Consider the following 25,453-nt stretch of genomic DNA (forward strand, 5'->3'; position numbering starts at 1 on the left):
GCGGCGGCGAGGTGCCCGGAGGCTCCTCAGGCGGTGTGTGCGCGCGGACGGGTGCTGCGCCGCTTCAGGGCGCGCCGCTCGTCCTCGCTCATACCGCCCCAGACTCCCGCGTCCTGACCGGACTCGAGAGCCCACTGGAGGCAGGACTCGGTGACCGGGCAACGCCGGCACACGCTCTTGGCCTCCGCGATCTGCATCAGCGCGGGGCCGCTGGTGCCGACCGGGAAGAAGAGCTCGGGGTCCTCGTCGCGGCAGATCGCGTCGTGACGCCAGTCCATGATTGCTTACTCCTCTGGTGCGCGATCGGGGTCGCGCCGATCGTCATGTTTCGCTGGTGTTTCGCAGAGCTTGTGAATACTTTCACGAGCCCGCGCGGTCCTCAATGGGAAACTGCTCGTCGGATCCGTGAGCGCTCTTACATCCGCCCACGGCAGCCGGAAGCCCGGGACTTCTCGAAGCCCCGGCCGGTGTGCCCCGCCGACCAGTGTCCCCGTCCGACACCGATCCGGCCACCCGAATCGTGTGTCGCACCGAACACCCGGGCTCCGTCGCCCGTGATCTAGCTGCTTGCGTAGGGACCACCTTGGATCACCGCTTCGGAGTCGTGTAAGCCCCAACGGGACCGACGGTCCGCTCACATCGGTGAATGGCGGGGTTGCTCACTCCGGCGTGTGAGAGCGCCCGCACGGGGTGCGACGAACAGCACCTTTCACACGACGACCCGTAACGCTCCGGGCACGGAGAGGAATTCCACATCGGTCCGCTCACCCAGGTGGTCACCGTCGAGCTGCAGTGCCAGTGGCCGGTCCGAGGTGATCCTGACCTGCGATACCGCGTCCTGCCGCACGACGTGCCGGCCGTGCGGGTCACCGTCCGGAGCGAGCATCTGCCGCAATGTCGTCGCGATGGTCCGCGGTCCGAGCCCGGTCAGCGCGAACAGCCCCAGCCCGCTGCCGAACGACGAGCGCGGGTTCGTCCGGACCGCCCGGCCCGACAGGTAGGTCCACGGGTCGGTGTTGGAGACGAACGCCAGCCGCACGCCCTCCAGCGGCGCGGCGCCGGGCAGCTCGACCGTCATCGACGGCGGCCGGCGCAGCTGGGCGACGTACTGGGCGAACGCGGTCATCGCGTACCGGCCGGGACTGGCCTCGTACCCCAGCGCCCGGGCCCGCTCCACCGCCGCGACGACCTCGGCGTCCCACCCCATCCCGGCGTTGAAGGTGAACCAGCGGTCGTCGGCGTGCCCGAGGCCGACCAGCCGGCGTCGCCGCTGCGCCAGCGCCGTCAGCACCTGGCCGGTCGCCTCGACCGGGTCGCGGGGCATGTCCAGCGCGCGGGCGAACACGTTCGCCGACCCGCCGGGGACGACGGCGAGCATGGCCGTGCCGTCCGGGTCCGGCCGGGGCGCGCCGCTGCCGGTGCCGGTCTGGGCGGCGAGCAGGCCGTTGACGACCTCGTTGACCGTGCCGTCGCCGCCGAGCGCCACGACCAGGGCGACGCCGTCGGCGACGGCCGCCGCGGTGGCCTCCGCGGCGTGCCCCCGGTAGCGGGTCTGCAGCACCTCGAGCTTCAGCTCGCTGGCCAGGGCCTTGGTCAGCACGTCCCGTCCGGCGGCGGTGGTGGACGTGGCCTGCGGGTTGACCACGAGCAGCGCGCGCACGCGCCGACTCTAACGATCGGGTGCGGGCCGGTCCCCGACCCCGCCTATCCTCGGTCCCGTGGCCGAGGAGCGGGAGAAGGGCACGCCGACCCGGGAGCCGGTGCCGGAGAACGTGCGGGTGGCCGGGGTACTGGTCGGGCTGCAGGGGCTGACCGGGGTGGTCGTCGCCGTCGTGCTCGGGGTGCGGGCGGTCGGTGCCGATGGCGCCCGGGTGTACTACGGCCTGGCCGAGTCGGGCATCTTCCTGCTGCTGGGCGGGGCCGTCGTCGGTCTCGGGTACGGCCTGTTCCGGGGCGTCCACGGGTGCCGCACCCCGGCGATCGTCGTGCAGCTGCTGCTGCTCCCGGTGGTCTACAGCGTGATCGGGCCGTCCGGCCAGCTGCTGTGGGGCATCGTCTGCGGGCTGTTCGTGGTGCTGACGTTCCTGCTGCTGATCAGCGAGCAGTCCCGCCGCTGGTCGATGGGCGACGAGTACCCGGAGGACTAGGGCGTGCCCTGGGCGCCCGCTCGCGCGGCCAGGCCGGCGAGCGGACCGCCGGTGAGCCGGTAGGTCGTCCAGCCGTCGACCGGGGCGGCGCTGATCGACCGGTAGAAGCCGATCGCCGGGGTGTTCCAGTCCAGCACGTTCCACTCCAGGCGGGCCCAGCCGCGGCGGGTGCACTCGGCCGCCAGCCCGGCGAGCAGCCGGGCACCGTGCCCGTCGCCGCGGTGCGCGGGGGAGACGTAGAGGTCCTCCAGGTGCATCCCGGCGACGCCCTCCCAGGTGGAGAAGGTGCGGAACCAGATGGCCACGCCGACGACGGCGGCGTCCGCCGTCGCCACCAGGGCACCGGCCGACGGGTCCGGGCCGAACAGCGCGGCGTGCAGCTGCGCCTCGGTGAGGCCGCACTCGTCGGCGGCCTTCTCGTAGTCGGCGAGCTCGTGGACCAGCCGCACCATCGCGGGCACGTCGTCGGGGCGGGCGGGACGGACGCCGGTCACGGGGTGTCTCCTCCTCTAGTCACGGGTGGGGCGCTGGTTGACGTGGTCCAGCCGCGGCACACCGCGCTCGAACCCGAGCACCGTCACCCCGGCCGGATCCAACCGCACGTGCACCCCGGCGGTGGCGGCCAGCCCGATCCACCGGACGGTCAGCACCCGGGAGAAGTGCCCGTGCCCGACCAGGATCACGTCGCCGCGCTCCAGGTCGGCGCGCACCTCGGTCAGCACCGCGTCCGCGCGGGCCGACACCTCGTCCGGTGTCTCGCCGCCCGGCCACGGGCCGGTCCAGATCGTCCAGCCCGGCAGGCGTTCCCGGATCTCCGGGGTGGTCAGGCCCTCCTGCTCGCCGTAGTCCCACTCGCCGAGCCGCTCGTCGTAGGCGTCGACGGCCAGCCCGGCGATCGCGGCGGTGTCCCTCGCGCGCGTGCGCGGGGAACAGAGGACCCGGGCGGGCGGGGCGTCGTGCCGGACCAGCGCGAGCGAGGCGGGGACCCGGCGGGCGGTGGCCCGGCCGTCGTCGGTGAGCTCGATGTCGGTGCGCCCGGTGTGGCGCCCGTTCGCCGACCACTCGGTCTCGCCGTGCCGGAGCAGGATGATCCGGCCGGACGGGGTGTGTTCGGGATCGATGGTCACGATCGGCGACGTTAGCGGCCGCACGGCCGCGCCGGGGTCCGCGAGACCGGACCGGCGCCGGGTCGCCCGGCCGGGTCGACCTTCCACCCGCCCGGGGCATCACCGTTTGCGATACGGCCTCGTTGGTCGCGCCGTCGGGTCTGATCGCAGCGGTCGCCCGACGCGTAGAGCCCGCCCGCTTCCCGAGGAGTGCCATGTCGCGCCCGTTCGCCGTGCCCGCCACCCGCCGCACCGGCCGCCGTCTCGCCGGGCTCGGCGCCGCCGTCGGCCTGGCGGTCACCGCGGCGCTGCTCGCCCCGGTCGCCGGCGCCGCATCGGCCGGGACGGGGACGGCCGACGGAGCCACCCCGGCCCCGGCGGCTCCGGGCCCGGCCCCGGACGGGTCGGAGACGGTGGCGACGGCCGCGGAGCTGCAGGACCTCGGGGCGATCGGGCCCGGCGTGCTCGTGGTGACGCCGGTCGGGGTGGACGCGCTCGAGCTCTGCACCGCGAACTTCCTCTACACCGGGACCGCACGGTCCGACGGCCGTGTGGACGACGGCGGGGACGGCGCGGGGGCGGAGGTCGCCGACCCGGCCGCGCCGGTCTACCTCGGGACGGCCGCGCACTGTTCCGCGGCGTCGAACCGGTCCTCGGTGGACGGTTGCACCGAGCAGGTGCTGCCGCTGGGCACCGAGATCGCGATCCGCGGCCGGGACGGGGTCGCCTACGGCGGCACGCTGGCCTACAACTCGTGGGCGGAGATGCAGGCCCGGGGCGAGACCGACCCCCGGGTGTGCCAGTACAACGACTTCGCGCTGATCGAGCTGGACGCCGCGGCGGCGGCCGTCGCCGACCCGACGGTGCCCGGCTTCGGCGGTCCCACCGGGCTGGCGACCGGCGGCACCTCGGGCGGCGAGCCGGTCTACAGCTACCAGCCGAACCAGCTCACCGAGACGCCCTACAAGGAGGGGGTGAGCTTCGGCCGGACCGAGGGGCCGTTCAGCCACGTCGTCGCGACCGTCCCGCCGGGCGTCCCGGGCGACTCCGGCGCCGGCTACCTGGACGCAGACGGTCGCGCGTTCGGTGTCCTGTCCAGCCTGATGCTGCCGACCAACACCAACGGTGTCGCCGACATCGCCACCGCGCTGCGCTACGCCGCGGAGTCCGACGCGGTCGGCGACGTCGAGCTGGTGCCCGGCACGGCGCCCTTCACCCCCGGGGCGCAGCCGAGGACCGAGGCGCCGCGCGACCCGGCGACGAGCGCGCCGCTGCCGACGATGACGCCCTCCCCGTTGCGGTAGGGAGCGCAGTACGCCCGTTCTGTGCCGGCCACCACTGGCGGGCCCGGGGACGGCCGGCGGAGTCGATCTCCTGGTTAGACTCCCCGCGCACCCGACAGCCGAGTCCCGCCGCGGCGCCGCATCCGGCCCGTACCTCAGGCGGGATGGCCGTGGAGGCACCGCGATCCGGTCGACGACAACCCGTCACCTCCGGTGCAACGGCAGGCGCCGCGTACGGCGCCGACCCCGCACCTTCTCCCGCAGGAGTCATGGATGACGCTCGCCCAGGACCGGACCACCACCCCCACCCGGGACGAGGTGTTCGAGGCGCACGAGGGCGGCAAGCTCGCCACCCGCACGACGACCCCGCTGGCCGACGCCCGGGACCTGTCGATCGCCTACACCCCCGGTGTCGCCGACGTCTGCCGCGCCATCGCCGACGACGCCGCCCTCGCCGCCCGCTACACCTGGGCACACCGGCTGGTCGTGGTGGTCAGCGACGGGACCGCGGTGCTCGGGCTCGGCGACATCGGCCCGCGCGCCGCGCTGCCCGTCATGGAGGGCAAGTCGGCGCTGTTCTCCTCGTTCGCCGGGCTGGCCTCGATCCCGCTGGTGCTCGACACCACCGACGTCGACGAGATCGTCGAGACCCTGGTGCGGCTGCGGCCGACCTTCGGTGCGGTCAACCTGGAGGACGTCTCCGCGCCGCGCTGCTTCGAGCTGGAACGCCGGCTGATCGAGGCGCTGGACTGCCCGGTCATGCACGACGACCAGCACGGCACCGCCGTCGTGCTGCTGGCGGCGCTGCGCGGGGCCTGTGCGGTGCAGGAGCGCGCGCTGCCCGACCTGCGGGTGGTGATCTCCGGGGCGGGCGCGGCCGGGATCGCGTGCGCGCGGATCCTGCTCGCGGCCGGTGCGGCGGACGTGGTCCTGCTGGACTCCCGCGGTGTCGTCGACGCCGGCCGGGGCGGGGTGAAGGCCGAGCTGGCCGCCGTGACCAACCCGCGCGGGGTGACCGGCGGGATCGCCGAGGCGCTGGCCGGGGCGGACGTGTTCGTCGGGCTGTCCGGGTCCACGGTGCCGCCGGAGCTGCTCGCCACGATGGCCCCGGACGGCATGGTGTTCGCGCTGTCCAACCCGGACCCGGAGGTCCACCCGGACGTCGCCGCCCGGCACGCGGCGATCGTGGCCACCGGGCGCAGCGACTTCCCGAACCAGATCAACAACGTGCTGGCGTTCCCGGGGATCTTCCGGGGCGCCCTGGACGCCGGCGCCCGGCGGATCACCGACCGGATGCTGCTCGCCGCCGCCGGCGCGATCGCGGACGTCGCGAGCGAGGGGCTGTCCCCGTCGGCGATCGTCCCGGGGCCCTTCGACGCGCGGGTGGCCCCCGCGGTGGCCGCCGCGGTGGCACGCGCCGCGGTCGACGAGGGTGTCGCGCCCCCGGCGTGAGACACGCCCGGGTGTCACGCGCGCCGCAGAGCCGGTCACGAAACGTGTGCGACAGGGTGGTGCGCCGAACGGCGCGTCACGCTGTGAGCGGTCGAATACTGTCGGTCAACTTCTCGGAGGCCGCTCGGCGTCCGCGGGGCACCCTTCGTCCACCGGCGAGGGTGTCTCGCCAACGACGGGCGCGACCCGGAGTATTGATCTTGCGCTGAACGGCCTCATCACCCACTGTGCATTGTGGCTCGATCGGGTTACCGCGCCGGATCGCTCGCCCCGGTGGCTCGTTGGGCCGGGTGGAACTGCCGCACAGAACGGAGGTCGGCGTGGGCGAGATCGAACCGGCGGGGCACCGCCAGGGCGGTGCGTCCCGTGGCGTCTTCGACGACCCGGAGGCCGAGCGGGGCGAGCACCCGCAGGGCCACACCGAGGCGCCGGCCGACACGGTCGCCGCACGTGAGCGCATCGACGCCGCGCACCGCGCCGGCCACCTCGCCGACGACCTCGCGCGGGCGTTCGCGGGGCCGGGCGGCACCAAGGGGACCCGGCCGCGCCCGTCACCCGTGGCGCGGACCGCCGGTGCCGCGACCGCGGGTCCCGGGCTGCCCGACGCCCCGGCCGCCCCCGACACCGTCCGGGAGGACCCGATCGACCGCCGGCTCGCCCATGCCCCGGCCGACCCCGACCCGGCGGGGCCGGGGACCATCGGTCCCGGCGCCCCCACCGAGGCCGCCGGCCGGCACGCCGGGCCGGAGTCCACCGAGGACACCCCGCGGGCCGACCACTTCGCGGTGCAGCTCCCGCCCTCGCCGGCGCTGGTCTGCGACTCGTCGGGCATCGTGCTGCACACCAACGCGGCGCTGCGCCGGCTGGCCGGGTCCGCCGACCCGACCGGCATGAAGCTGCCGCAGCTGCTCGTCGGCCCGGACTCCGACGCCCGGCTGGTCCGCGCCGACCGGCGGCTGGCCCGGGTCCGCGTCGTGCGCTGGCCGCAGGGGGAGCGGACCGTCGTCCTGCTCACCGCGTTCCCGGACGCCGCGCCGGCGCCGTCCGACGAGGCGCCCGCGCTGGACCTGGAGCGGGCCACCCGCTCGGGGACGTGGACGTTCGATCTGCAGGCCGGGACACTGACCCGCAGCGAGGGCCTGGTCGAGCTCTACAAGGGACTGGGCGTGCGCCCGGACGGCCCGGACGGCCCGATCGAGGGCGAGCAGGTGGAACGGGTCTGCCGGATGCTGCGCCGCGGACCCGGCGAGGTGTCCGACGAGGCGTTGTCGGCGGTCCAGGCCGCGCACGCGTCGGAGATCCGTCCCGGCACCGGCACCCCGGGCGCGCCCGGCCCGGTGCTGTCCTGCCGGACCCGGATCGACCGCACCCCCGGCGGCGCGCCGCTGCGGCTGATCGGCACCGTGCAGGACGTCAGCGACCGGCGCCGCGCCGAGTCCCGGGCGCAGCGCTCCGGGCAGCGGTTCGCCGACCTCGTCGCCACCATCACCACCGGTGTCGCCATGCTCGACGGCCGCGGCCGGATCGTCGACGCGAACCCGGCGCTGTGCCAGCTGCTCGACGCGGACCTCGAGGTGCTGCGGGGCGTCCCGGCCCGCGCGCTGTCCGCCGAGCCGCAGTCGAACACGAAGGGCGGGCTGCCCGACTGGCTGCGCGACCCGTCGCACCCGGAGCCGACCTACCGGATCGAGTCGCTGCCGCTGCTGCGCGCCGACGGCACCCGGGTGGACTGCGAGGTCGTCGTCAACGCCGCGCCGTCCGACGACGGCCGCCCGTTCTGGCTGCTGGTGGTCACCGACGTCGGCGAGCGCCGGCGCGCGGCCGACGTGCTCCGTGAGGCGAACAGCGTCGACCCGCTGACCCGGCTGCCGAACCGGGCGGGCCTGCTGGAGCACGCCGACCGGCTGCTCGCCGGTGCCGACTCCCGCCGGGTCGCCGTCGTCTGCGGCGACGTCGACGACTTCGCCCGGGTCAACACCGGGCTGGGCCACGAGGCCGGCGACACCCTGCTCGTCGAGCTGGCCGCCCGGCTGCAGCGGGAGCTGCCGCACGGCTGCGTCGCGGGCCGGCTGTCCGCCGACGAGTTCGCCGTCGTGTGTGCCGACGTGACCGAGGTGGGCGGCCCGCAGATGCTCGCCGCGACGGTCGCGGACCTGCTGCGCGGCAGCGTCACCGTCGCCGGCAGCCCGGTCACGCTGACCGCCTCGGTCGGCGTCGCCACCCCCGAGTCCGTGCCGACGCACGCCCCGCGCGGCGACGACCTGCTCCGCTCGGCCGAGGTCGCGATGCACCAGGCCAAGCAGCGGGGCCGCGGCGTCGTCGCCGTCGCCGACAGCGGCACCGTCGGCCCGGCCCAGCGGCAGCTGGAGCTCGAGGCCGAGCTGCGCGCCGCGATCGCCGCCGACGCGCTGCGCCTGGAGTACCAGCCGGTCGTCGGGCCGGACGGCACGGTGCTCTCGGCCGAGGCGCTGCTGCGCTGGTCGCACCCGGTGCACGGGGAGATCTCGCCGGGCGAGTTCCTGCCGGTCGCCCAGCGCTCCGGGCTGCAGCGCGAGCTCGACCTCTGGGTGCTGCGTACCGCGGCCGCCGAGGCCGCGACCTGGCCGCAGCACGGGCAGCGGATCGCCGTCGCGGTCAACCTGGCCGGGCTGCTGCCGGCCGACCCGGCCTTCCTCGACGAGGTCACCGCGGTCGTCGACGGCTCCGGGCTGGGCTGGGACCAGCTGGTGCTCGAGCTCGTGGAGACCAGCCTCGTCGCGCTCCCGGCCCCGGCGCTGGCGGCGATGAGCGAGCTGGTGCACCGCGGCGTCCGGTTCGCCGTCGACGACTTCGGCACCGGCTACTCGTCGCTGGCCCGGCTCAAGGAGCTGCCCGCGCAGACGGTGAAGGTGGACCGCGCGTTCGTCACCGGCGTCGGCACCGACCCGGCCGACTTCGCGCTGGCCCGCGCGGTCGTCGAGGTGGCGAAGGCGATGGGGCGGGCGACCGTCGCCGAGGGCGTCGAGACCGCCGAGCAGTTCCACGTGCTGCGCGGGCTCGGGGTCAACGCGTTCCAGGGCTGGCTGTTCGCCCGGTCGCTGCGTCCGGAGGACCTGCACCGGGTGCTGCGCGGCGGCGGACTGCCGACCCCGGCGGCCACCGTGACCCCGGCCGGGGGCGCGCCCGAGGTCTGGTGACCCGGGCGCGTTCCGGGAGCCGGATCGATCCGCCCGGGTCCACCGAGATGCAGCTCAGGGTCGCCGGAGGCGCTCCCCGGCGACCCTGAGCTGCATCTCGGCGGGATTGCGGCCCTCGCCGGTCTCAGGTCTCGAACAGCCCCGGGATCCAGGACGCCGCGCGCGGACGCAGCGCCCACCAGGCACGCGCGTACCAGCAGCGCAGGGTCCGGAGCCCACGTCCGCGGCGCGGCCGGATCCGCTCCGCGGCGGCGTCGACCCGCAGGTCCCGGTCGCGCGCCGCATGGAGTGCGGCCCAGACGTCGCCGTTCACGGGCCGGCCTCCGAGGGCGCGTCCTGTGTGGACCTGCGGTGCGGGCGGAGGGCGGGTGACGTCGTCGGCATCGCCCCATGCTCGGAGCTGCACCGGACTTCAGGTCAAGCGATCCCCGCGAGCCGGCCCACCGCGTCGGCGCCGGCGGGGAGCACGTCGTCGTCCCCGACCACGCTCAGCGCGACGTGGTCCGCACCCGCGGCACGGTGCTCGGCGACCCGGGCGGCGACGTCGTCGGGGGTGCCCCACGCGACGAACCCGTCGACCAGCCGGTCGGCGATGCCCGAGATCTCGTCGTCGGCGAAGCCCAGGCGCCGGGCGTTGTCCCGGTACCCCGGCACGCCCAGGAGGAACTCCAGCATCGGGCGGACGGCCGTCCGCGCCCGGGCGGCGTCGGTCGTCAGCACGACCGGCAGCGTGACGGCCAGGAGACGGTCCGCGCCGAGCACCGCCCGCGCGCCCGCGGTGTGTTCCGGCGTGACCAGCAGCGTCACCGCGCCGGCGAAGCGTTCCCGGGCCAGCTCCAGCTTCCGCGGTCCGAGCGCGGCCAGGATCCGCTCCCCGGGCGGCAGCGGGGGCTCGGCGGCGTCGAGCGCGTCGAGGTAGGACCCGAGCGCCGCCATCGCCCGCGGCTGCTGCGCGGCCCCGAGGCCCACGAGGAACCGCCCCGGGTGCCGCACTGCGAGATCACGGTGCAGCGCACTCACATCGATGGCCGGGAACACCCCGGCCGAGATGATGCCGGGGATCACAGTGGCGTCCCGGGTGGCGTCGAGCACGCCGGCGATCCGGTCGAGCCGGTCGAGCGCGCCGCCGGCGAGCCAGAGCGCGCGGGCTCCGGCGGCCTCGGCCGCGGCGGCCTCGCCGGGGTCGGTCCCGGTGGCGAAGCCGACCGGGACCAGGGGCGTCGTGGTGGTCATGGTCGCGCATGCTCCGCGGTGAAGCCGACTTCAGGTCAAGGAGTGGGCCCCGATCGGGCGCCGCCGCGGATCCGGTCCGGACAGGTGTCCACCCCACTCCGGACGAGTCGCCGGTAGGGGCCGAACGGGTTACGGTGCTCCGACCGCGGCCGCGCACGGACGGCCGCCGAGGGCAGGGAGAGCCCGGATGATCGAGTTCCGGGGCGTCACCAAGCGCTTTCCGGACGGGACGGTCGCGGTCGACGGGCTCGACCTCGTCGCCGAGCAGGGGCGGATCACGGTCTTCGTGGGCCCGTCCGGCTGCGGGAAGACGACCTCCCTCCGAATGATCAACAGGATGATCGAGCCGACCGAGGGCGAGCTGCGCGTCGAGGGCCAGGACGTCCTGGCCGCCGACCCGGCCCAGCTGCGCCGCGGGATCGGCTACGTCATCCAGCACGCGGGGCTCTTCCCGCACCGGACCATCGTCGACAACATCGCCACCGTGCCGATGCTGATCGGCCGCGGCAAGAAGGCCGCGCGGGACCGGGCGATGGAGCTGATGGAGACCGTCGGCCTGGACACCGCGATGGCCAAGCGCTACCCGGCGCAGCTCTCCGGCGGCCAGCAGCAGCGGGTCGGCGTGGCCCGCGCGCTCGCCGCCGACCCGCCGGTGCTGCTGATGGACGAGCCGTTCTCCGCGGTGGACCCGATCGTCCGGGAGAGCCTGCAGTCCGAGCTGCTGCGGCTGCAGTCCGAACTGGGCAAGACGATCGTGTTCGTCACCCACGACATCGACGAGGCGATCAAGCTCGGCGACAAGGTCGCGGTGTTCCGGGTCGGCGGGAAGCTCGCCCAGTACGACGAGCCCGGCGTGCTGCTGTCCCGCCCGGTCGACGACTTCGTGGACAACTTCGTCGGCCGGGACCGCGGCTACCGCGGGCTCGGCTTCCTGTCCTCGGACACGATCGCGCTCGGGTCGCTGCCGATGGTGTCGGTCGGCGACCCCCGGCCCGGCGACGGCTGGGCGGTGGTGCTCGACACCGGCGGCCGCCCGCTGGGCTGGGTCGAGGCCGGCGACGGGCAGGTCACCGAGGACGGCATCGTGCCCGGCGGATCGCTGTACGACGTCGGCTCCGGCTCGCTGCGCGGCGCGCTCGACGCCGCCCTGTCCTCGCCCTCCGGGCTGGGGGTGGCGGTCGACGCCGAGGGCCGGGTCGCCGGTTCGGTGACCGCCGACGCGGTACTGGCCGCGCTGCCCGCCGCTCGCGACGACGCCGCCGCGTGAGGGTGCACGCACGATGACCTGGTTCCTCGGCAACCTCGACGTGGTGCTCCGCCTGCTCCGGGAGCATCTCGTGTTCTCGCTCGTCCCGGTGGCGCTCGGGCTGCTGCTGGCGATCCCGCTGGGCTGGGTGGCCAACCGCACCGCCACGCTGCGCACCGTCATGACGAACGCGGCGGGTCTGCTCTACACGATCCCGTCGCTGGCCGTGTTCGTGTTCATGCCGGCGATCCTCGGCACCCAGATCCTCGACCCGGTCAACGTCGTGGTCGCGCTGACGATCTACACGGTCGCGCTGCTCGTCCGCACCGTGTCCGACGCGCTGACCGCGGTGTCCGGCAACGTCGTCGACGCCGCGAACGCGATGGGCTACACCCCGCTGCGCCGCTTCGTCGGCGTCGAGCTGCCGCTCGCGGTGCCGGTCATCGTGGCGGGCCTCCGGGTGGCCGCGGTGTCCACGATCAGCCTGGTCACGGTGGGTGCGGTGATCGGCTTCGGCGGGCTGGGCCTGATGTTCACCGAAGGCTTCAACCGCAGCAACGACGCCCAGATCGTCACCGGCATCGTGCTCGTCCTGCTGCTGGCACTGGTCGTGGACTCGGCCCTGCTGCTCGCCGGCAAGCTCCTCACGCCCTGGGAACGGGCCCGCCGCGCCGTCGGGAGGACGACGTGACGTACTTCGGATGGCTCCTCGACGGCGCGAACTGGACCGGCTCGACCGGCATCGTCGCGCGGCTGGCCGAGCACCTCGGCTACACCGCGCTGACGCTCCTGATCGCGGTGGTGATCGCGGTGCCGCTCGGCGCGTGGATCGGGCACACCGGGCGCGGCGGGTTCCTCGTCGTCGGTCTCGCGAACGGGCTGCGCGCGCTGCCCACCCTGGGCCTGCTCGTCCTGCTCGCCACGCTCACCGGGCTCTCGCTGGTCGGGCCGGTCCTGGCCCTGATCATCCTCGCCGTCCCGGCCGTGCTCGCCGGGACCTACGCCGGCATCCGCAACGTCGACGCCTCGATCGTCGACGCCGCCACCGGGATGGGCATGCGCGGTCCCGAGGTGCTGTGGAAGGTGGAGCTGCCCAACGCGCTGCCGCTGATCATCGGCGGCCTGCGCAGCGCGACCCTGCAGGTCATCGCGACGGCGACGATCGCCGCCTACGTCTCCCTCGGCGGGCTCGGCCGGTTCATCATCGACGGCCTGGGCCAGCGCGACTTCGGGATGATGATCGGCGGGTCGATCCTGGTGGCGTTGCTGGCGATCCTCGCCGACCTGCTGCTCGGCGGCCTCCAGAAGCTCATCGTCTCGCCCGGTCTGCAGGCCGGGCGCCCGGCGGCCGGCTCGCCCGGCGTGCGACGCCTGCGGGCCGTCCCGTCGCGTCCCGCCGCCGACCGCGACGCCGCCTGATCCCGACCCCACCCGTCGTCCCCACGACCTCCGCCGAGAGGACCCCTCATGAGACGTTCCCGTCTGCTCACCGCCGTCGCGGCCACGATCGCGACCGGTCTCCTGCTGTCGGCCTGCGGTGGCGGCGAGGACCCGCTGGCCGGCGGCGGTTCGGGCGGCAGCGACGACCAGGACACCATCGTCGTCGGCGCCGCGAACTTCACCGAGAGCCAGATCCTGTCCTCGATCTTCGCCCAGGCGCTCGAGGCGAAGGGCGTGACGGTCGAGACCCGGCCGCCCATCGGGTCCCGTGAGGCCTACGTGCCGGCGCTCAAGGACGGCTCGATCGACCTCATCCCGGAGTACAGCGGCACCCTGCTGCAGTACCTGAACCCGGAGGCGACCGACCGGGAGCCGGAGCAGGTCTACACCGCGCTGCAGCAGACGCTCGAGGCCGACGACCCGACGCTGACCGTGCTGGACCGGGCCGAGGCGGAGAACAAGGACGCCGTCGTCGTCACCCGGGAGACCGCGCAGCAGTTCGGCCTCACCAGCATCGCCGACCTCGCGCCGCGGTGCGGCGAGCTGACCTTCGGCGGTCCGCCGGAGTTCCAGACCCGGCCGGACGGCATCCCCGGCATCGAGCGGACCTACAACTGCACGTTCGGTGAGTACCGCTCGCTCGACGCCGGTGGCCCGCTGACCGTCACGGCCCTGCGCAACGGTGACGTCCAGGCCGCGGACCTGTTCACCACCGACGCGGCGATCCCGGAGAACGACTTCGTCGTGCTGGAGGACCCGGAGCAGAACTTCGCCGCGCAGAACGTGCTGCCGCTGATCAACAAGGCGAAGGTGACGCCGGAGGTCACCGAGGCGCTGAACGCGGTCACCGCGAAGCTCACCACCCAGGAGCTGCTGGGCCTCAACGAGGCCGCCGCCGCGCCGGACAAGCCGTCGGTGGAGACGGTCGCGAAGAACTGGCTGGACGCCCAGAACCTCTAGGTGCCTCACGGGTGGCGGAGCCGCATGCGACAGCGAACGGGCTCCCTGGATCGCGCCGGTGCCGGACCGGCGCGATCCACCATGCCGCCATGGCTCGACTCCCGGACCGGTGCCTACCGGAGTTCGCCGTCGATGCCGACCTGCCCGAGGACGGCGGTCCCGCCCCGGATCCGTCCCCCGATCTCCGCCGGACGGCGCACTACGCCTCGGACGCTGTCCGTCGCGCGGTGATCCGATATCCGTGCGCCGATCGAGCGGACGCGCGCGCCGTGACGCGCGCGGTCACCGGACCGGCTCAGAACAGGCGTTCCTGGATGTCGGTCACCAGCAGGATCGCGAAGAGGACCGACGCGACGACCAGCATCGTGTTCGACAGCCAGCCCGAGCGGCCCTCGCGCGGCACCAGCTTCGTGTTGAGAAGCAGGAACACGGTGAGCGCCAGGAACGGCATGAAGAACGAGCCCAGCACGCCGTAGGCCAGGGTCAGCGCGAACGGCCGGTCGAGCAGCAGCAGCACCATCGGCGGGAACGTCAGCCACAGCGCGTAGCCCCGGAACGCCCAGGACTTCTCGGCCGCGCGGGCCTCGTAGGCACCGGCGCGGCCGGGGCCCTCGCCCCGCTCGTCGGTCCCCTCGGCGGCGACCACCGCGTTCGGCGAGTCGGCCTCGGTGCCGACCGCGGCCTTGCGCCCGTGCGGCAGCCGGATCGCCCGGGTCCAGTCGGTGAACAGCAGCGAGACGCCGTTCCAGACCCCGAGCAGCGAGGTGATCGACGCCGCGAGGAAGCCGACCAGGAACAGGATCCGGACGCCCCCGCCGTACTCCTCGCCGAGGCGGTCGCCCAGGGTCAGCAGGCCGGAGTCGGAGTCGGTGATCTCCTCGCCGAACAGGATCGTGGAGCCGATCACCAGCATCGCGATCACGAAGATGCCGGTGAGCACGTAGCCGACGGCGTTGTCGAGCCGCATCATCGACAGCCACTTCGGGCCCTTCCAGCCCTTCGCGTAGAGCCAGTAGCCGTAGGACGACATGGTGATCGTCCCGCCGACGCCGCCGATCAGGCCGAGCACGTAGACCGTCGAGCCCTCCGGCAGCCGCGGCACCAGCCCGGAGGCCAGGGCCGGGAGGTCCGGGCCGACCAGCACCGCGATCCCGATCACCGACACGAACATGACCGCGACGCCGACGGTCATGACCTTCTCGAAGGCCTGGTAGCGCTGGAACCAGACCATCGCCAGACCGGCGACGCCGGCGATCATGCCCCAGTAGCGCACCGACAGGACGTCGAACATCGCGTTGAGCGGCAGCCCGACCGCGGACATCGCGGTGGCGCCGTAGACGAAGCCCCAGATGACGATGTAGATGCCGAAGAAGATCGTCGCCCAGCGGCCGAGCCGCCGCCAGCCGTCGAGCATCGTGGCGCCGGAGGCGAGGTGCCACCGGCCCACCGCCTCGCCGAGGGCCAGCTTGACCAGGGTCCCGGCGACGGCCGCCCAGAGCAGCACGGTCCCGAAGCTCGCGCCCGCGACCATCGTCGCGACGAGGTCGCCGGCCCCGACGCCGGTCGCCGCGGCGACGAGTCCGGGTCCGATCGATCTGATCTTCGCCGAACCGGTGGGGGGTTCCAGGAACTCCGTCGGGGGTCCGGACGAGCCGGGGGAGGCCATCGTCACACTCCGTGTCAGGGGCGGTGGCCGATCCGACGTCGACCGTTCGGAGCACGGTAAGCGACCGCAACGGTTCGTCCCACAACGAATCGGTCACGGAGCGCACCCGGGACCGTTCGCGGACCCGCCCGCGTCGTACGGCGAGTCCTGCCGCGTCGTCACCACCCGTACCACCACAGTGACGACCGACCGGCATACTTGCGCACTGCGGCGCCCAGCCGTTGCGGCGCCGGGCATCCGCACGAATCAGAGAGGGCCATCATGGCGAGCATCGACGAGGTCCGGGCCGGGATCGGGCAGGCCAACCAGAAGGCCACCGAGAGTCTCGGCGCGCTCCGCCAGGCCCGGCTCGCCATCGAGGAGGCCCGCTCGCTGCTCGCCCAGGTCGTCGAGGGCAGCAGCCAGTCCGACGTCGAGCAGGCGCGCGCCTACTACAGCGACGCCGCCGAGAAGGTCGACGACGTCGAGAAGGCCGTCCACGCCGCCACCCAGGCCGCCGAAGAGATCGCCACCCGGCTGTGACCTCGCTGGGCGAGCTCCGCTCGGCGCTGGCGACGGTCACCGAGCGTACCGACCTCGCGCGCGGGCACGTCGAGACCGCCCGGCACCGGCTCGACGAGATCGGCCGGATCTACACCGAGCTGTCCGCGTCCAGCCGCGAGACCCTGCCCGCCCCGCAGGTCGAGCGCGCCCGCCGGGAGCTCGACGACCTGCTCTCGGTGATCGCGACGGCCTCCGGTGCCGTCGCCGACCTCGACGCCCGGCTGTAGCGGCGATGGCCCGCCGCACCGGGCGTCGCGAGCGGATCCGCGCCGCGTTCGACCGGTTCCACTTCGCCTCCGCCGTCGCCCTCGGTGCCGCCGAACGCAGGCTCGACGCGGCCGCCGCCGCGCACGCCGAGGTGATGGCCGAGCTCTGGCTGCGCGAGACCGGTTACGACGCCGCCCTGCGCGACCCCGCGCTCGCCCCGGTCCTGGAGAACCCCGCGCTGACCGGCGCCGTCGACCGGGTCCGGGCCGACCGGGCGCACGCCTTCGACGGCTGGCAGGGCGGCTCGCCCGAGACGCTCTCGGCGATCGTGGACGCGGCCGCACCGGGCGTGGCCGGCTCGGATCCCCGGGACTGGCGGGCCGAGGCCGGGGACGCAGAGGCGACCGGCGTCGTCCCGGAGCTGTGGCAGCTCGGCACCGGCTCGGTGGAGGGCGGCGAGGAGTTCCGGGTCGCGGTCCCGCTGCTCGACGGCGCGCACCTGCAGATCACCTCCACCCCCGCGACCCGGGAACGCGCCGAGGCCATGGTCGAGCGGCTGCTGCTGCGGGTGCTGCGGCACTTCCGGCCCGGCGTCGTCGGCGTGCACGTCTGGGACGTCGGGCAGCTCGCCGGCGCGCTGCCCGGGCTCTACCCGCTGACCCGCACCGGGCTGCTGACCGTGCACGACCCCACCCGGCTCGCGGCGCTGCTCGGCCAGCTCGCCGACCGGATCCGCCGGGTGCAGACCCGGGTGCTCGCCGAGGGCCACACCTCGCTGCGCGAGCTCGCGGACAAGGGCAAGGGCCGGCCCGAGCCGTGGCTGGTCGCCGTGCTCGCCGGGAACGGGCAGCCGCTGCCCGAGGCCGAGCACCGCGCGCTGCAGCGGGTCGCCCGCGGCGGGATCGCGGCCGGCGTCGTGCTGGTGCTGCTCGACGTGCCGGTCGCGCTGCGCAACCCGGTCGAGACGGTGACCTTCCCCGACGACGGCGCGGACGGTCCCGTCCGGACCTCGCTGACCGGGCCGCACGTGGGTGTCGTCCCCGACCCGCCGCTGCCCCAGGACCTGGTCAGCGACACCTGTCACGTGCTCGCCGACGCGCACGAGCGCTGGCGGGGCCGGCTCGGCGCCTTCGCCGACCTGCTCCCCCCTCCGAACGCCCGGGGCACCGGCGTCTCCCGGGACGGCCTGACCGCGCCGATCGGGTTCTCCGACGGCATCGGGGCCGATCTGGTCCTCGACGACCACGCCCCGCACGCCCTGGTCGGCGGACCGAGCGGCTCGGGCAAGACGAACCTGCTGCTCGCGTGGATCTCCGCGCTCGCCGCCCAGTACCCGCCCGACGAGCTCGAGCTCTACCTGCTCGACTTCAAGGAGGGCGTGTCGTTCGCGCAGTTCGCACCGGACCCGGACGGCGAGCGCCGGAACTGGCTGCCGCAGGCCCGGCTGATCGGCGTCAACATCAACACCGACCGCGAGTTCGGGCTCGCGCTGCTGCGCCACCTCGCCGAGACCATGCGGGCGCGCGCCGAGCTGGCGCGGAGGTACGGCGCCACCAAGCTCGCCGAGCTGCGCGACGAGCTCGCCGCCCGCGGGATCGACGACGAGACGGCCCGGCTGCCGCGCATCGTCGCGGTGATCGACGAGTTCCAGTTCCTGTTCACCGGCCGCGACGCCGTCACCACCGAGGCCACCGCGCTGCTCGAGGACGTCGCCCGGCGCGGCCGCTCGCAGGGCGTGCACCTGGTCCTGGCCAGCCAGGACGTCTCCGGCATCGAGGCCTTCTGGGGCCGGCCGGCGATCTTCGAGCAGTTCGTGCTGCGGATCGCGCTGCCCCGGGCGCGGCGGGTGCTGGCCCAGCTCAACGAGCTGCCGATGGAGATCCCGCGCTGGCACGCGGTGGTCAACCACGACTCCGGGGTCACCCACGGCAACCTGGTCGTGCGGATCCCGGAGGCCGGCGGCCCGCTCGTGCGCGAGGTCCAGGAGGCGGTGTTCACCGACCACCCGCCCAAGTCCGAGCCCGTCGTGTTCGACGGCGCCCGGGCCCCGACGCACGCCTCGCTCGCCGGCCGGCTGCCCGACACCGGGCCGCCGCACGCGCTGGCCGGCCAGTTCGTCGACGTCGACGGCAGCCCGGCCGCGATCGCGCTCGCCGACGCTCCCGGCCGCAACCTCGGGGTGATCGGTCCCGACACCGACGCCGCCGCGACCCTGCTCTGCTCGGCCGCCGAGGCGCTCGGCGCCCAGCTCGCCGCGCGCGAGGTGAGCGCCCGCTTCGAGCTGTGCGCGCTGACCGGCGACGCCCTCGCCGCGGCCGGCACGCTCGTCCCGCGGTTGCCGCACCCGGTCCGCGAGGTCGTCGCCGACGGGTTCGCCGGCCGGGTCGCCGAGCTCGCCGCCGAGGTCCGCGCCCGCGCCGGGGCCCCGGAACGCGACCCGGTCGTCGTCGTGCTGTTCGGTGTGGACGCCGCGGAGTCCATGCTGGACCGCGCCGGGCTGGAGGCGCTGCGCGCGGTGCTGCACCACGGCCCGGAGGTCGGGGTGCACGTGCTCGGCTGGTGGCGCAGCCCGCAGCGGGCCAAGGCGCTGCTGTCCGGGCTCGGCTCGGGGGTCGACGACCTCGGTGCGTGGATCGCGACCGGGGTGCAGGGCGGCGAGCTCTCCGGCCTGGTCAGCGGGGCGCCGCCGACCTGGACACCGTCGCCCGGTCGCGGGCTGCTGCTGGACCGGGCGCGGCACGCCCGCCCGCAGCTGGTGATCCTCGCCGACTGGAAGGGGACGCAGTGACCACTCCGGACGACCCGCGGCCCGCCGCAGGACCGAGTGCGCGGCCCGCCGCGGTGGACCGTTACCGGGAGGTGGTCGCCGGGCTCGCCTCGGCGGTCGGGGACCTGCGCGAACGCGACGCCGAGCGGGCCGAGGAGCTGCGCCGCCGGCTGCGGAGCACCGAGCGCGACCTGCACGGCGCCGCCGACGGTCTCACCCTGGCCCGCGGCATGTTCGAGCTGCGCTGGGAGGCGGCGCTGCAGGTGCTGTGGTCGGCCGAGGAGCCGGGGAAGCCCCGGCCGCGCGCCGACCACCGCGCCGACCCCGCCCGGCACGAACAGCTGGAACGCGAGGCCGACGAGGCCCTCGACGGCCTGCGCGAGTCCGGCACCCGGCGGCTGTTCCGGCTGCCGCGCCGCGGGAACGGGGACTGACCGACCTACGGCTCGACGATCGCGAAGTCCCCGGTGAAGGTGTCGAGCACGTCGAGGAGCCCCTCGAGGACGTCGAGGTCCCCCTCGGCCCGGACGTCCGCGCGGCCGTCGAGACCGGCGACCGTGAGGCTGCCGACCAGCAGCTCCTCGAACACCGTGCGCGGCAGCGTGAGCAGCAGGGCCGCGCCCGGGTCGGCCTTCGGCCAGTAGTGGATCGTCCCGTTGCGTACGCCGACCGCCCACCGCTCGTCGCGGTCCGGGAAGGTCAGCTCGGTCCGCAGGTCGGTCCCGTCCGCACGTGGCCCGTCGATCCGCACCCCGACCCAGTCGAGCAGCTCGGCGGTGGGCAGGGCGGCGAGGATGGAGCGTTGCGCCGCGGCCGCCTGCGCCGGTACCGGCCGGATGCCGTGCCGCAGTTCCTCGGCGCCGGTCAGGTAGAAGTTGCGCCAGATCGAGGCCTCCGCCCGGTAGGCGAGCTGCTCGAAGGTGTCGGCCAGCAGCAGCCGCGCCCCGGAGTGCTCCGGCTCGGCGAACACCGCCCGCCCGAGCACCTCGGCCACCCAGCGGAGGTCGCCGGCGTCGAAGTCCTCCCGCGCCCGCTCCACGACGGCGTCGATCCCGCCCATGTAGCGCAGCGTGCGCGCCGCCGACTCCTCGTCGGGGAGCGGGTCGAGGTGCGCCGGGTTGCCGTCGAACCAGCCGAGGTAGCGCTGGTAGACCGCCTTGACGTTGTGGCTGACCGTGCCGTAGTAGCCCCGGCAGGAGAAGTCCGACGCCAGCGCGGCCGGCAGGGTGAGCTCCTCGGCGATCTCGACCGGGGTGCGCCCGTGGTTGGCCAGCCGCATCGTCTGGTCGTGCAGCCAGCGGTAGAGGTCGCGCTGGTGGGCGAGGAACTCCCGCACGTCGTCGCGGCCGAACCGTGGCCAGTTGTGGCTGCCGAAACAGACGTCGGTGGTCTCGCCGAAGAGCTCCAGCGCCTCCTGGATGTAGCCGCTCCAGGCCAGCGCGTCGCGGACCTGCGCCCCGCGCAGCGTGTAGAGGTTGTGCATCGTGGCGTTGCAGTTCTCGGCCACGCACAGCGCGTTCAGGTCCGGGAAGTGGAACATCATCTCGGCCGGCGCCTCGGCCTCCGGCGTCATCTGGAAGACGATCCGGACGCCGTCGACGACCAGTTCCTGTCCGGTGTGGGTGATGTCGACCGTCGGCGCGAGGAAGGTCGTCTCGCCGTTCGGGACGACCTTGCCGATCCCGTTGTCGAGCTGCCCCAGCACGCCGCGGTCGAGCACCCGGCCGAACTGGTACGTGGCCCGGCGGCCCATCGCCGGACCGGCGATGACCGACTCCGACACGACCTCGGCGACGAAGCCCGCCGGGGCGATGATCGGGACCCCGCGGTCGCGGGCCTCCTCGGGCGAGATCACGCCGGCGACGCCGCCGTAGTGGTCCTTGTGGCTGTGCGTGTAGATCACCGCGGTGACCGGGCGCTCTCCGAGCACCTCGGTCGCGAGCGCCATCGCCGCCCGCGCCGACTCGGTGACCGTGAGCGGGTCGATCACGATCCAGCCCACCTCGCCGCGGACCAGCGTCAGGTTCGCCAGGTCGTAGCCGCGGACCTGGTAGAGCCCGTCGCACACCTCGTAGAGGCCGTGCGAGTTGTTGAGCCGGGCGTGCCGCCACAGGCTCGGGTGCACCGACTCCGGTGCCTGCTCGTCGTCGAGGAAGGTGTAGTCCTCGCTGTCCCGGATCACCGCCCCGGTCCGGTCACCGTGCACGACGAGGCGTTCGGCGCGGCGCAGCAGGCCGCGCTCGGCCCGGTGCCGGTCGGTGGGGTCGGACAGCGGCAGCGCCGCGCCCGCGGCGGCGTTCGCCCGGACCGTGGCCGGGGACGCCGCCGCACTCGAGGTGCGTTCGATCATGGGAGCCCTCGCCTCAGTGGTCGAGGCGCGACACGTCGTTCGCCCAGAACACGACCCGCTTGCCGATGGTGACGATGATGAAGTGCAGCGTGATGCCGATCGCCGAGAGCATGGCGAGCACCGCGAAGGTCCGGGACACGTCGAGGGTGAAGTTGGTGGCCTGGATGACGTAGCCCAGCCCCTCGGTCGAGCCGACGAACTCGGCGACGATCGCGCCGGTCACCGCGAAGATGGCGGCGACGTCCAGGCCGGCCACGATGCTCGGCAGTGCGCTGGGGAACTGTAGCCGGCGGAAGATCTGGCCGCGGGTGGCGCCGAACGAGCGGAACATCGCGACCTGGTCGGGGTCGGTGGAGCGGAGCCCGTGGATCGCGTTGACCAGCAGCGGGAAGAACGCCAGCAGCGCGGTCGTCACCACCTTGGAGGTCATCCCGGTGCCGAACCAGATCAGCAGCACCGGCGCGATGGCGACCTTCGGGATGGTCTGGGTGGCGACCACCAGCGGGAAGACCGCCTTGTCGACCAGCCGGGACTGGGTGACCAGGAACGCCACCGACAGCGCGGCGACCACGGCCAGCGAGAAGCCCAGCAGGATCTCCTGCAGGGTGATCCACGCGTGCGAGAGCAGGGTGCCGTCGGCCAGCCCGCTCCACAGCGACAGGGCGACCGCCGACGGGGCGGGGACGATGAGCGGGGAGACGTCGAAGACCACGACGGCGGCCTCCCACGCCGTCAGGAGCAGGACCGCCAGACCGGTGGCGAGCAGCCAGCCGGGCTGGTCGACCAGGCGCTTGCGGGGTGGACGGCCCGCGGAGGCGCCGGCCGGGACGGAAGTGGTGCGATCGGACGTCGTCGTCATGTCTCTCTCCGGAAGGGGCGGGAGCGGGTGGCGGCTCAGTGCGCGCTGTGCTCGGAGTTGAGGAGCCGGCGGATGCGGGTGACGTATTCACCGAAGGCCGGGGTGTTGATCGTCTCGAGGGCGCGGGGGCGCGGCAGGTCGATGTCGATGATCTCGGCGATCCGGCCCGGCCGGGCGGTCATGACGACCACGCGGTCTGAGAGCAGCACCGACTCGGGGACGCTGTGGGTGACGAACAGGACGGTCTTGCGGTCTCGTTCCCAGATCTCGAGCAGGTCCATGCCGAGCTGGTCGCGGGTCAGCGCGTCGAGCGCGCCGAACGGCTCGTCCATCATCAGGATCTGCGGGTCGTGCACCAGGGCGCGGCCGATGCCGACCCGCTGCTGCATACCGCCGGAGAGCTCGTTCGGGTACTTGTCGGCGAAGTCGGTGAGGCCGAGCTTGGCCAGCATCTCGTCCGCGATCCGGTCGGAGCCCCCGGCCGGCGCGCCGTTGAGGTCGTGCGACAGCAGCAGGTTCTGCCGGACGGTGCGCCACGGCAGCAGCAGGGCCTGCTGGAAGACCATACCGAGCCGGTGCCGGCCCTCGGGGAGCTCGCCGCCGAAGCTCAGCGTGCCCCGCGACAGGCGGGTCTGCCCCATGATGATCTTCAGGAGAGTGCTCTTGCCGCAGCCGCTGGGGCCCACGATGGACAGGAACTGTCCCTGCGGGACCGCGAGGTCGACGTCGTCGAGCGCGACGACCTCGCCGCCGCGCTTGCTGGTGTAGCTCTTGTGCACGCCGGTCAGTGCGACGGCGTCGGTCGTGGCCAGGGTCATCGGTAGCACTCCTCTGTGCGTGACTCGGGGGAGGTGACGGCTCAGGCGGTGCCGGACTCCGCCTCGGGGAGCGGTGCGGGGGTGGGCAGCGGCCACGTCCCGCCCATCAGGTCGGTCAGGTGCACCGCGGCGGCGGTGAGCAGCGACTCCTCCCGTGCGGCGAGCCCGGGGGCGAGCGCGGTGGCGGTGCCGATCACCGCGATCGTGGCGGCCATGCCCTGGGCGCCGAACACCGGCGCGGCCAGGATGCGCACCCCCGCCGGTGTGGTCGCGGTGCCGATGCCGGTGGACCGGATCTGCGCGGCCCGCTCGTGCAGGTCCTCGCGCAGGGTCCCGGGGACGGCCCCGAGCAGGCGCTCGACCGCGAAGCGGTCCGGGTGGAAGGCCAGGAAGACCTGGGTCTGCGCGGCGTCGCTGGCCAGCTGGTGGCCGACCCGGACGGTGACGGCGGCACCCCAGGTGACGTGCTGCTCGACATGGACGACCACCGGCCCGCTCGCGCCCCACAGGGCCATCGCGACGGTGAGGTGGGCGTCCGCCGAGAGCTCCCGCATCACCGGGGGCGCGATCTCGGTGACCCGCTGCCGGCCCAGGGCGAACGCCCCGAGCTGGTAGAGCAATCGCGACGGCTGGAACGCCGCGGTCTGGTCCGGGCACCGCTCCAGAAGCTCGGCCGCCACCAGCGACATGAAGTAGCGGTTGGTCGTGGTCCGGTTCAGGCCGAGCAGCGTCGCGCCCTGGGCGACCGTGATGGTGGGCCGGGCGGGGCCGAACAGCGCCAGGATCTGCGCGGTACGGGCGACGGCCTGGATGTCGCCGGTCGACCGGGAGCCCGCACCCGCGAAGGGGACTGTGTCGCCGCCCATAGTTCTCGATCCTCCGTTGATCGGATAGCGATCTGCGTGTTGCGAAGATAGAACGAAGACTCGGCTCGGCACAAGCATGAACCGGCTCCGGAGTCGGTCGTATGCGCACAGTTGCCTACTTGACACCCCGCGATGCGAACTTATAGTTCGTCATGCGGTCACACCGGCTCGGCGCGACGTCGGGGCGTGCAGAGCCACGTACGGTGCCCGCCCCGTCCACAGACACCTCCCATGAAGGCAGGCATCTGATGAAGAGCAGCACCGTGCTGCGTCGTCTCGGCGTCCTCGTCACCACCGCGGCCCTGGCCGCCGGAGTCAGCGCCTGCGGCGGCTCGGCCGACTCCGCCGCCGGCGACACCTCCCTCGACGTCGTGGTCACCACGGCCGCGTGGAGTGTCGAGACCGGCTCCATCACCCTCGCCGACCAGCTCGGCTTCCTCCGTGAGGAGGGCATACAGGCGAACTTCACCACCGCGAAGTCCGGCACCGAGGCGGTCCAGCAGGTCATCGGCGGCAACGCCGACGTGGCCGTCGCGACCCCCGAGCCGGTCATGATCGCCGCCCAGCAGGGCACCGACATGCAGTACTTCATGCCCTTCTACGGCCACGTCATCTACGGCCTCGCCGCGGTGCCCGACTCCGGCATCGGCTCGGTCGCGGACCTGCGGGGCAAGCGGGTCGGCGTCACCAACGCCAACAGCACCGGGGCGACGCTGCTGCGCACCGCGCTGAAGGCCGAGGGCATGTCCGAGAACGACGTCACGATCGTCCCGATCGGCGTCGGCGCCCAGCAGATCACCGCGGTGCGCAACGGCGACGTGGACGCGCTCGCCATGTACGACACGCTCTACACCAGCCTGCGCACCCAGGGCATCGACGTCACCGACATCCCGGTCCCCGGGCTGGACCAGCTGTTCGGCGGCGGGTTCCTCGCCCCGAAGGACGCGCTCGCCGAGAACCCCGAGGCGTACGAGAAGCTCGGCCGCGCCGTCGCCAAGTCGCTGGCCTGGGCCCGGCTGCACCCCGAGGACGCCGTGCGCGCCGTCTGGGAGGCCAAGCCGGAGACCCGTCCGGGTCCCGACCAGGACGAGCAGAAGGCCGTCCAGGACCAGATCGCGATGCTCGAGACCCGGCTCGGTGCGCTGATCCCGGACCCGCAGGTCTCCTCGTGGACCGAGATCGACCCGGCGTCGGTGGACCGCTTCGCGGACTGGGCGCTCCAGGCCGAGCTGATCACCGGGAAGCCCCCGGTCGAGGACGTCCTCGACACGAACCTCGGTACCGGCATCGGCGGTTTCACCCCGGCCGACCTGCAGCCGTCCGCGGGGTCCTGA

The 25,453-nt window shown here is 74.1% G+C and carries 24 protein-coding genes; 13 read left to right on the top strand and 11 right to left on the bottom strand.

Translation table 11 applies throughout. The features are described from left to right. Nucleotides 1-26: 26 nt before the first annotated feature. Together WIS52_RS09815 and WIS52_RS09820 are read right to left on the bottom strand one after the other, a co-directional pair. Nucleotides 27-278, bottom strand: a complete 252-nt coding sequence (locus WIS52_RS09815) for a WhiB family transcriptional regulator (protein WP_010225812.1) — start codon at nucleotides 276-278, stop codon at nucleotides 27-29. A gap of 431 nt (nucleotides 279-709) precedes the next feature. Next, a complete protein-coding gene (locus WIS52_RS09820) occupies nucleotides 710-1,660 on the bottom strand; it encodes a diacylglycerol/lipid kinase family protein (protein WP_349297817.1) in 951 nt (316 codons plus the stop codon). Nucleotides 1,661-1,718: 58 nt separating this feature from the next. Here WIS52_RS09820 and WIS52_RS09825 point away from each other — a divergent pair, with 58 nt between their 5' ends. Next, nucleotides 1,719-2,147, top strand: coding sequence for a hypothetical protein (locus tag WIS52_RS09825; RefSeq protein WP_349297818.1), 429 nt, complete (start codon nucleotides 1,719-1,721; stop codon nucleotides 2,145-2,147). Here the strand turns inward: WIS52_RS09825 and WIS52_RS09830 are convergent. Beyond that, nucleotides 2,144-2,641 carry a GNAT family N-acetyltransferase gene (locus WIS52_RS09830; protein ID WP_379612041.1) on the bottom strand — a complete coding sequence of 166 codons (498 nt, stop codon included), beginning with the start codon at nucleotides 2,639-2,641 and terminating at the stop codon, nucleotides 2,144-2,146. The two genes, WIS52_RS09825 and WIS52_RS09830, sit on opposite strands and share 4 nt — an antisense overlap. A gap of 15 nt (nucleotides 2,642-2,656) precedes the next feature. After that, nucleotides 2,657-3,274 (bottom strand): histidine phosphatase family protein, encoded by a 618-nt coding sequence (locus tag WIS52_RS09835; protein WP_349297819.1) that lies wholly within the window; start codon nucleotides 3,272-3,274, stop codon nucleotides 2,657-2,659. Nucleotides 3,275-3,468: 194 nt separating this feature from the next. On the opposite strand from WIS52_RS09835, the gene WIS52_RS09840 reads away from it, so the two are divergent. The 3 genes from WIS52_RS09840 to WIS52_RS09850 all read left to right on the top strand — a co-directional run bounded on the left by WIS52_RS09840 (nucleotide 3,469) and on the right by WIS52_RS09850 (nucleotide 9,164). Next, nucleotides 3,469-4,557: a serine protease gene (locus tag WIS52_RS09840; RefSeq protein ID WP_349297820.1), complete on the top strand. Its 1,089-nt coding sequence runs from the start codon at nucleotides 3,469-3,471 to the stop codon at nucleotides 4,555-4,557. A gap of 252 nt (nucleotides 4,558-4,809) precedes the next feature. Further along, nucleotides 4,810-5,988, top strand: a complete 1,179-nt coding sequence (locus WIS52_RS09845; protein ID WP_349297821.1) for an NAD(P)-dependent malic enzyme — start codon at nucleotides 4,810-4,812, stop codon at nucleotides 5,986-5,988. 320 nt (nucleotides 5,989-6,308) lie between these two features. After that, nucleotides 6,309-9,164, top strand: a complete 2,856-nt coding sequence (locus WIS52_RS09850; protein ID WP_349297822.1) for a putative bifunctional diguanylate cyclase/phosphodiesterase — start codon at nucleotides 6,309-6,311, stop codon at nucleotides 9,162-9,164. A gap of 124 nt (nucleotides 9,165-9,288) precedes the next feature. Here WIS52_RS09850 and WIS52_RS09855 read toward each other — a convergent pair whose 3' ends face one another. Then, entirely contained in the window at nucleotides 9,289-9,477 is a 189-nt protein-coding gene (locus WIS52_RS09855) for a hypothetical protein (protein WP_349297823.1), read from the bottom strand. Between the two features lie 104 nt (nucleotides 9,478-9,581). Further along, on the bottom strand, nucleotides 9,582-10,397 hold the full coding sequence (locus WIS52_RS09860) for a TIGR03620 family F420-dependent LLM class oxidoreductase (RefSeq protein ID WP_349297824.1): 816 nt from the start codon (nucleotides 10,395-10,397) through the stop codon (nucleotides 9,582-9,584). Nucleotides 10,398-10,584: 187 nt separating this feature from the next. On the opposite strand from WIS52_RS09860, the gene WIS52_RS09865 reads away from it, so the two are divergent. The 4 genes from WIS52_RS09865 to WIS52_RS09880 are packed head-to-tail and all read left to right on the top strand — an operon-like array spanning nucleotide 10,585 to nucleotide 14,043. Continuing rightward, complete coding sequence (locus tag WIS52_RS09865) at nucleotides 10,585-11,664, top strand: ABC transporter ATP-binding protein (RefSeq protein WP_349297825.1); 1,080 nt, start codon at nucleotides 10,585-10,587, stop codon at nucleotides 11,662-11,664. A gap of 13 nt (nucleotides 11,665-11,677) precedes the next feature. Then, on the top strand, nucleotides 11,678-12,334 hold the full coding sequence (locus tag WIS52_RS09870; RefSeq protein WP_349297826.1) for an ABC transporter permease: 657 nt from the start codon (nucleotides 11,678-11,680) through the stop codon (nucleotides 12,332-12,334). Beyond that, a complete protein-coding gene (locus WIS52_RS09875; RefSeq protein WP_349297827.1) occupies nucleotides 12,331-13,062 on the top strand; it encodes an ABC transporter permease in 732 nt (243 codons plus the stop codon). Before WIS52_RS09870 ends, WIS52_RS09875 begins: the two co-directional genes overlap by 4 nt. Nucleotides 13,063-13,110: 48 nt before the next feature. Further along, a complete protein-coding gene (locus WIS52_RS09880) occupies nucleotides 13,111-14,043 on the top strand; it encodes an ABC transporter substrate-binding protein (protein WP_349297828.1) in 933 nt (310 codons plus the stop codon). A 295-nt stretch (nucleotides 14,044-14,338) separates the two neighbouring features. Here the strand turns inward: WIS52_RS09880 and WIS52_RS09885 are convergent, their stop codons facing one another. Then, entirely contained in the window at nucleotides 14,339-15,709 is a 1,371-nt protein-coding gene (locus WIS52_RS09885; RefSeq protein ID WP_349297829.1) for an Nramp family divalent metal transporter, read from the bottom strand. 261 nt (nucleotides 15,710-15,970) lie between these two features. Here WIS52_RS09885 and WIS52_RS09890 point away from each other — a divergent pair, with 261 nt between their 5' ends. The 4 genes from WIS52_RS09890 to WIS52_RS09905 are packed head-to-tail and all read left to right on the top strand — an operon-like array spanning nucleotide 15,971 to nucleotide 19,660. Beyond that, entirely contained in the window at nucleotides 15,971-16,231 is a 261-nt protein-coding gene (locus tag WIS52_RS09890) for a hypothetical protein (RefSeq protein ID WP_349297830.1), read from the top strand. Then, on the top strand, nucleotides 16,228-16,479 hold the full coding sequence (locus tag WIS52_RS09895; protein WP_349297831.1) for a hypothetical protein: 252 nt from the start codon (nucleotides 16,228-16,230) through the stop codon (nucleotides 16,477-16,479). The genes WIS52_RS09890 and WIS52_RS09895 overlap by 4 nt, the downstream gene beginning before the upstream one ends. Before the next feature lie 5 nt (nucleotides 16,480-16,484). Next, complete coding sequence (locus WIS52_RS09900; RefSeq protein WP_349297832.1) at nucleotides 16,485-19,247, top strand: FtsK/SpoIIIE domain-containing protein; 2,763 nt, start codon at nucleotides 16,485-16,487, stop codon at nucleotides 19,245-19,247. After that, nucleotides 19,244-19,660 (top strand): hypothetical protein, encoded by a 417-nt coding sequence (locus WIS52_RS09905; RefSeq protein WP_349297833.1) that lies wholly within the window; start codon nucleotides 19,244-19,246, stop codon nucleotides 19,658-19,660. The genes WIS52_RS09900 and WIS52_RS09905 overlap by 4 nt, the downstream gene beginning before the upstream one ends. Before the next feature lie 5 nt (nucleotides 19,661-19,665). Here the strand turns inward: WIS52_RS09905 and WIS52_RS09910 are convergent, their stop codons facing one another. The 4 genes from WIS52_RS09910 to WIS52_RS09925 are packed head-to-tail and all read right to left on the bottom strand — an operon-like array spanning nucleotide 19,666 to nucleotide 24,119. After that, nucleotides 19,666-21,576, bottom strand: a complete 1,911-nt coding sequence (locus WIS52_RS09910) for an alkyl/aryl-sulfatase (RefSeq protein WP_349297834.1) — start codon at nucleotides 21,574-21,576, stop codon at nucleotides 19,666-19,668. Nucleotides 21,577-21,589: 13 nt separating this feature from the next. Next, nucleotides 21,590-22,435, bottom strand: coding sequence for an ABC transporter permease (locus WIS52_RS09915; protein WP_349297835.1), 846 nt, complete (start codon nucleotides 22,433-22,435; stop codon nucleotides 21,590-21,592). A 35-nt stretch (nucleotides 22,436-22,470) separates the two neighbouring features. Beyond that, the gene (locus WIS52_RS09920) at nucleotides 22,471-23,253 is read right to left on the bottom strand and encodes an ABC transporter ATP-binding protein (protein ID WP_349297836.1); all 783 of its coding nucleotides are present in this window, start codon (nucleotides 23,251-23,253) and stop codon (nucleotides 22,471-22,473) included. Between the two features lie 41 nt (nucleotides 23,254-23,294). Continuing rightward, nucleotides 23,295-24,119: an IclR family transcriptional regulator gene (locus tag WIS52_RS09925; protein ID WP_349297837.1), complete on the bottom strand. Its 825-nt coding sequence runs from the start codon at nucleotides 24,117-24,119 to the stop codon at nucleotides 23,295-23,297. Between the two features lie 248 nt (nucleotides 24,120-24,367). Here WIS52_RS09925 and WIS52_RS09930 point away from each other — a divergent pair, with 248 nt between their 5' ends. Further along, the gene (locus tag WIS52_RS09930; protein WP_349297838.1) at nucleotides 24,368-25,453 is read left to right on the top strand and encodes an ABC transporter substrate-binding protein; all 1,086 of its coding nucleotides are present in this window, start codon (nucleotides 24,368-24,370) and stop codon (nucleotides 25,451-25,453) included.

The organism is Pseudonocardia nematodicida (assembly GCF_040105385.1).
In the GTDB taxonomy this organism is placed as follows: Bacteria; Actinomycetota; Actinomycetes; order Mycobacteriales; family Pseudonocardiaceae; genus Pseudonocardia; species Pseudonocardia nematodicida.

What these genes read in the sequence shown, in the direction of transcription:
- WIS52_RS09845 (WP_349297821.1), top strand. Translation starts at nt 4,810, where the DNA reads ATGACGCTCGCCCAGGACCGGACCACCACCCCCACCCGGGACGAGGTG.
- WIS52_RS09865 (WP_349297825.1), top strand. Translation starts at nt 10,585, where the DNA reads ATGATCGAGTTCCGGGGCGTCACCAAGCGCTTTCCGGACGGGACGGTC.
- WIS52_RS09915 (WP_349297835.1), bottom strand. Translation starts at nt 22,435, where the DNA reads ATGACGACGACGTCCGATCGCACCACTTCCGTCCCGGCCGGCGCCTCC.
- WIS52_RS09880 (WP_349297828.1), top strand. Translation starts at nt 13,111, where the DNA reads ATGAGACGTTCCCGTCTGCTCACCGCCGTCGCGGCCACGATCGCGACC.
- WIS52_RS09860 (WP_349297824.1), bottom strand. Translation starts at nt 10,397, where the DNA reads ATGACCACCACGACGCCCCTGGTCCCGGTCGGCTTCGCCACCGGGACC.
- WIS52_RS09930 (WP_349297838.1), top strand. Translation starts at nt 24,368, where the DNA reads ATGAAGAGCAGCACCGTGCTGCGTCGTCTCGGCGTCCTCGTCACCACC.
- WIS52_RS09900 (WP_349297832.1), top strand. Translation starts at nt 16,485, where the DNA reads ATGGCCCGCCGCACCGGGCGTCGCGAGCGGATCCGCGCCGCGTTCGAC.
- WIS52_RS09870 (WP_349297826.1), top strand. Translation starts at nt 11,678, where the DNA reads ATGACCTGGTTCCTCGGCAACCTCGACGTGGTGCTCCGCCTGCTCCGG.
- WIS52_RS09920 (WP_349297836.1), bottom strand. Translation starts at nt 23,253, where the DNA reads ATGACCCTGGCCACGACCGACGCCGTCGCACTGACCGGCGTGCACAAG.
- WIS52_RS09910 (WP_349297834.1), bottom strand. Translation starts at nt 21,576, where the DNA reads ATGATCGAACGCACCTCGAGTGCGGCGGCGTCCCCGGCCACGGTCCGG.
- WIS52_RS09885 (WP_349297829.1), bottom strand. Translation starts at nt 15,709, where the DNA reads ATGGCCTCCCCCGGCTCGTCCGGACCCCCGACGGAGTTCCTGGAACCC.
- WIS52_RS09815 (WP_010225812.1), bottom strand. Translation starts at nt 278, where the DNA reads ATGGACTGGCGTCACGACGCGATCTGCCGCGACGAGGACCCCGAGCTC.
- WIS52_RS09890 (WP_349297830.1), top strand. Translation starts at nt 15,971, where the DNA reads ATGGCGAGCATCGACGAGGTCCGGGCCGGGATCGGGCAGGCCAACCAG.
- WIS52_RS09840 (WP_349297820.1), top strand. Translation starts at nt 3,469, where the DNA reads ATGTCGCGCCCGTTCGCCGTGCCCGCCACCCGCCGCACCGGCCGCCGT.
- WIS52_RS09925 (WP_349297837.1), bottom strand. Translation starts at nt 24,119, where the DNA reads ATGGGCGGCGACACAGTCCCCTTCGCGGGTGCGGGCTCCCGGTCGACC.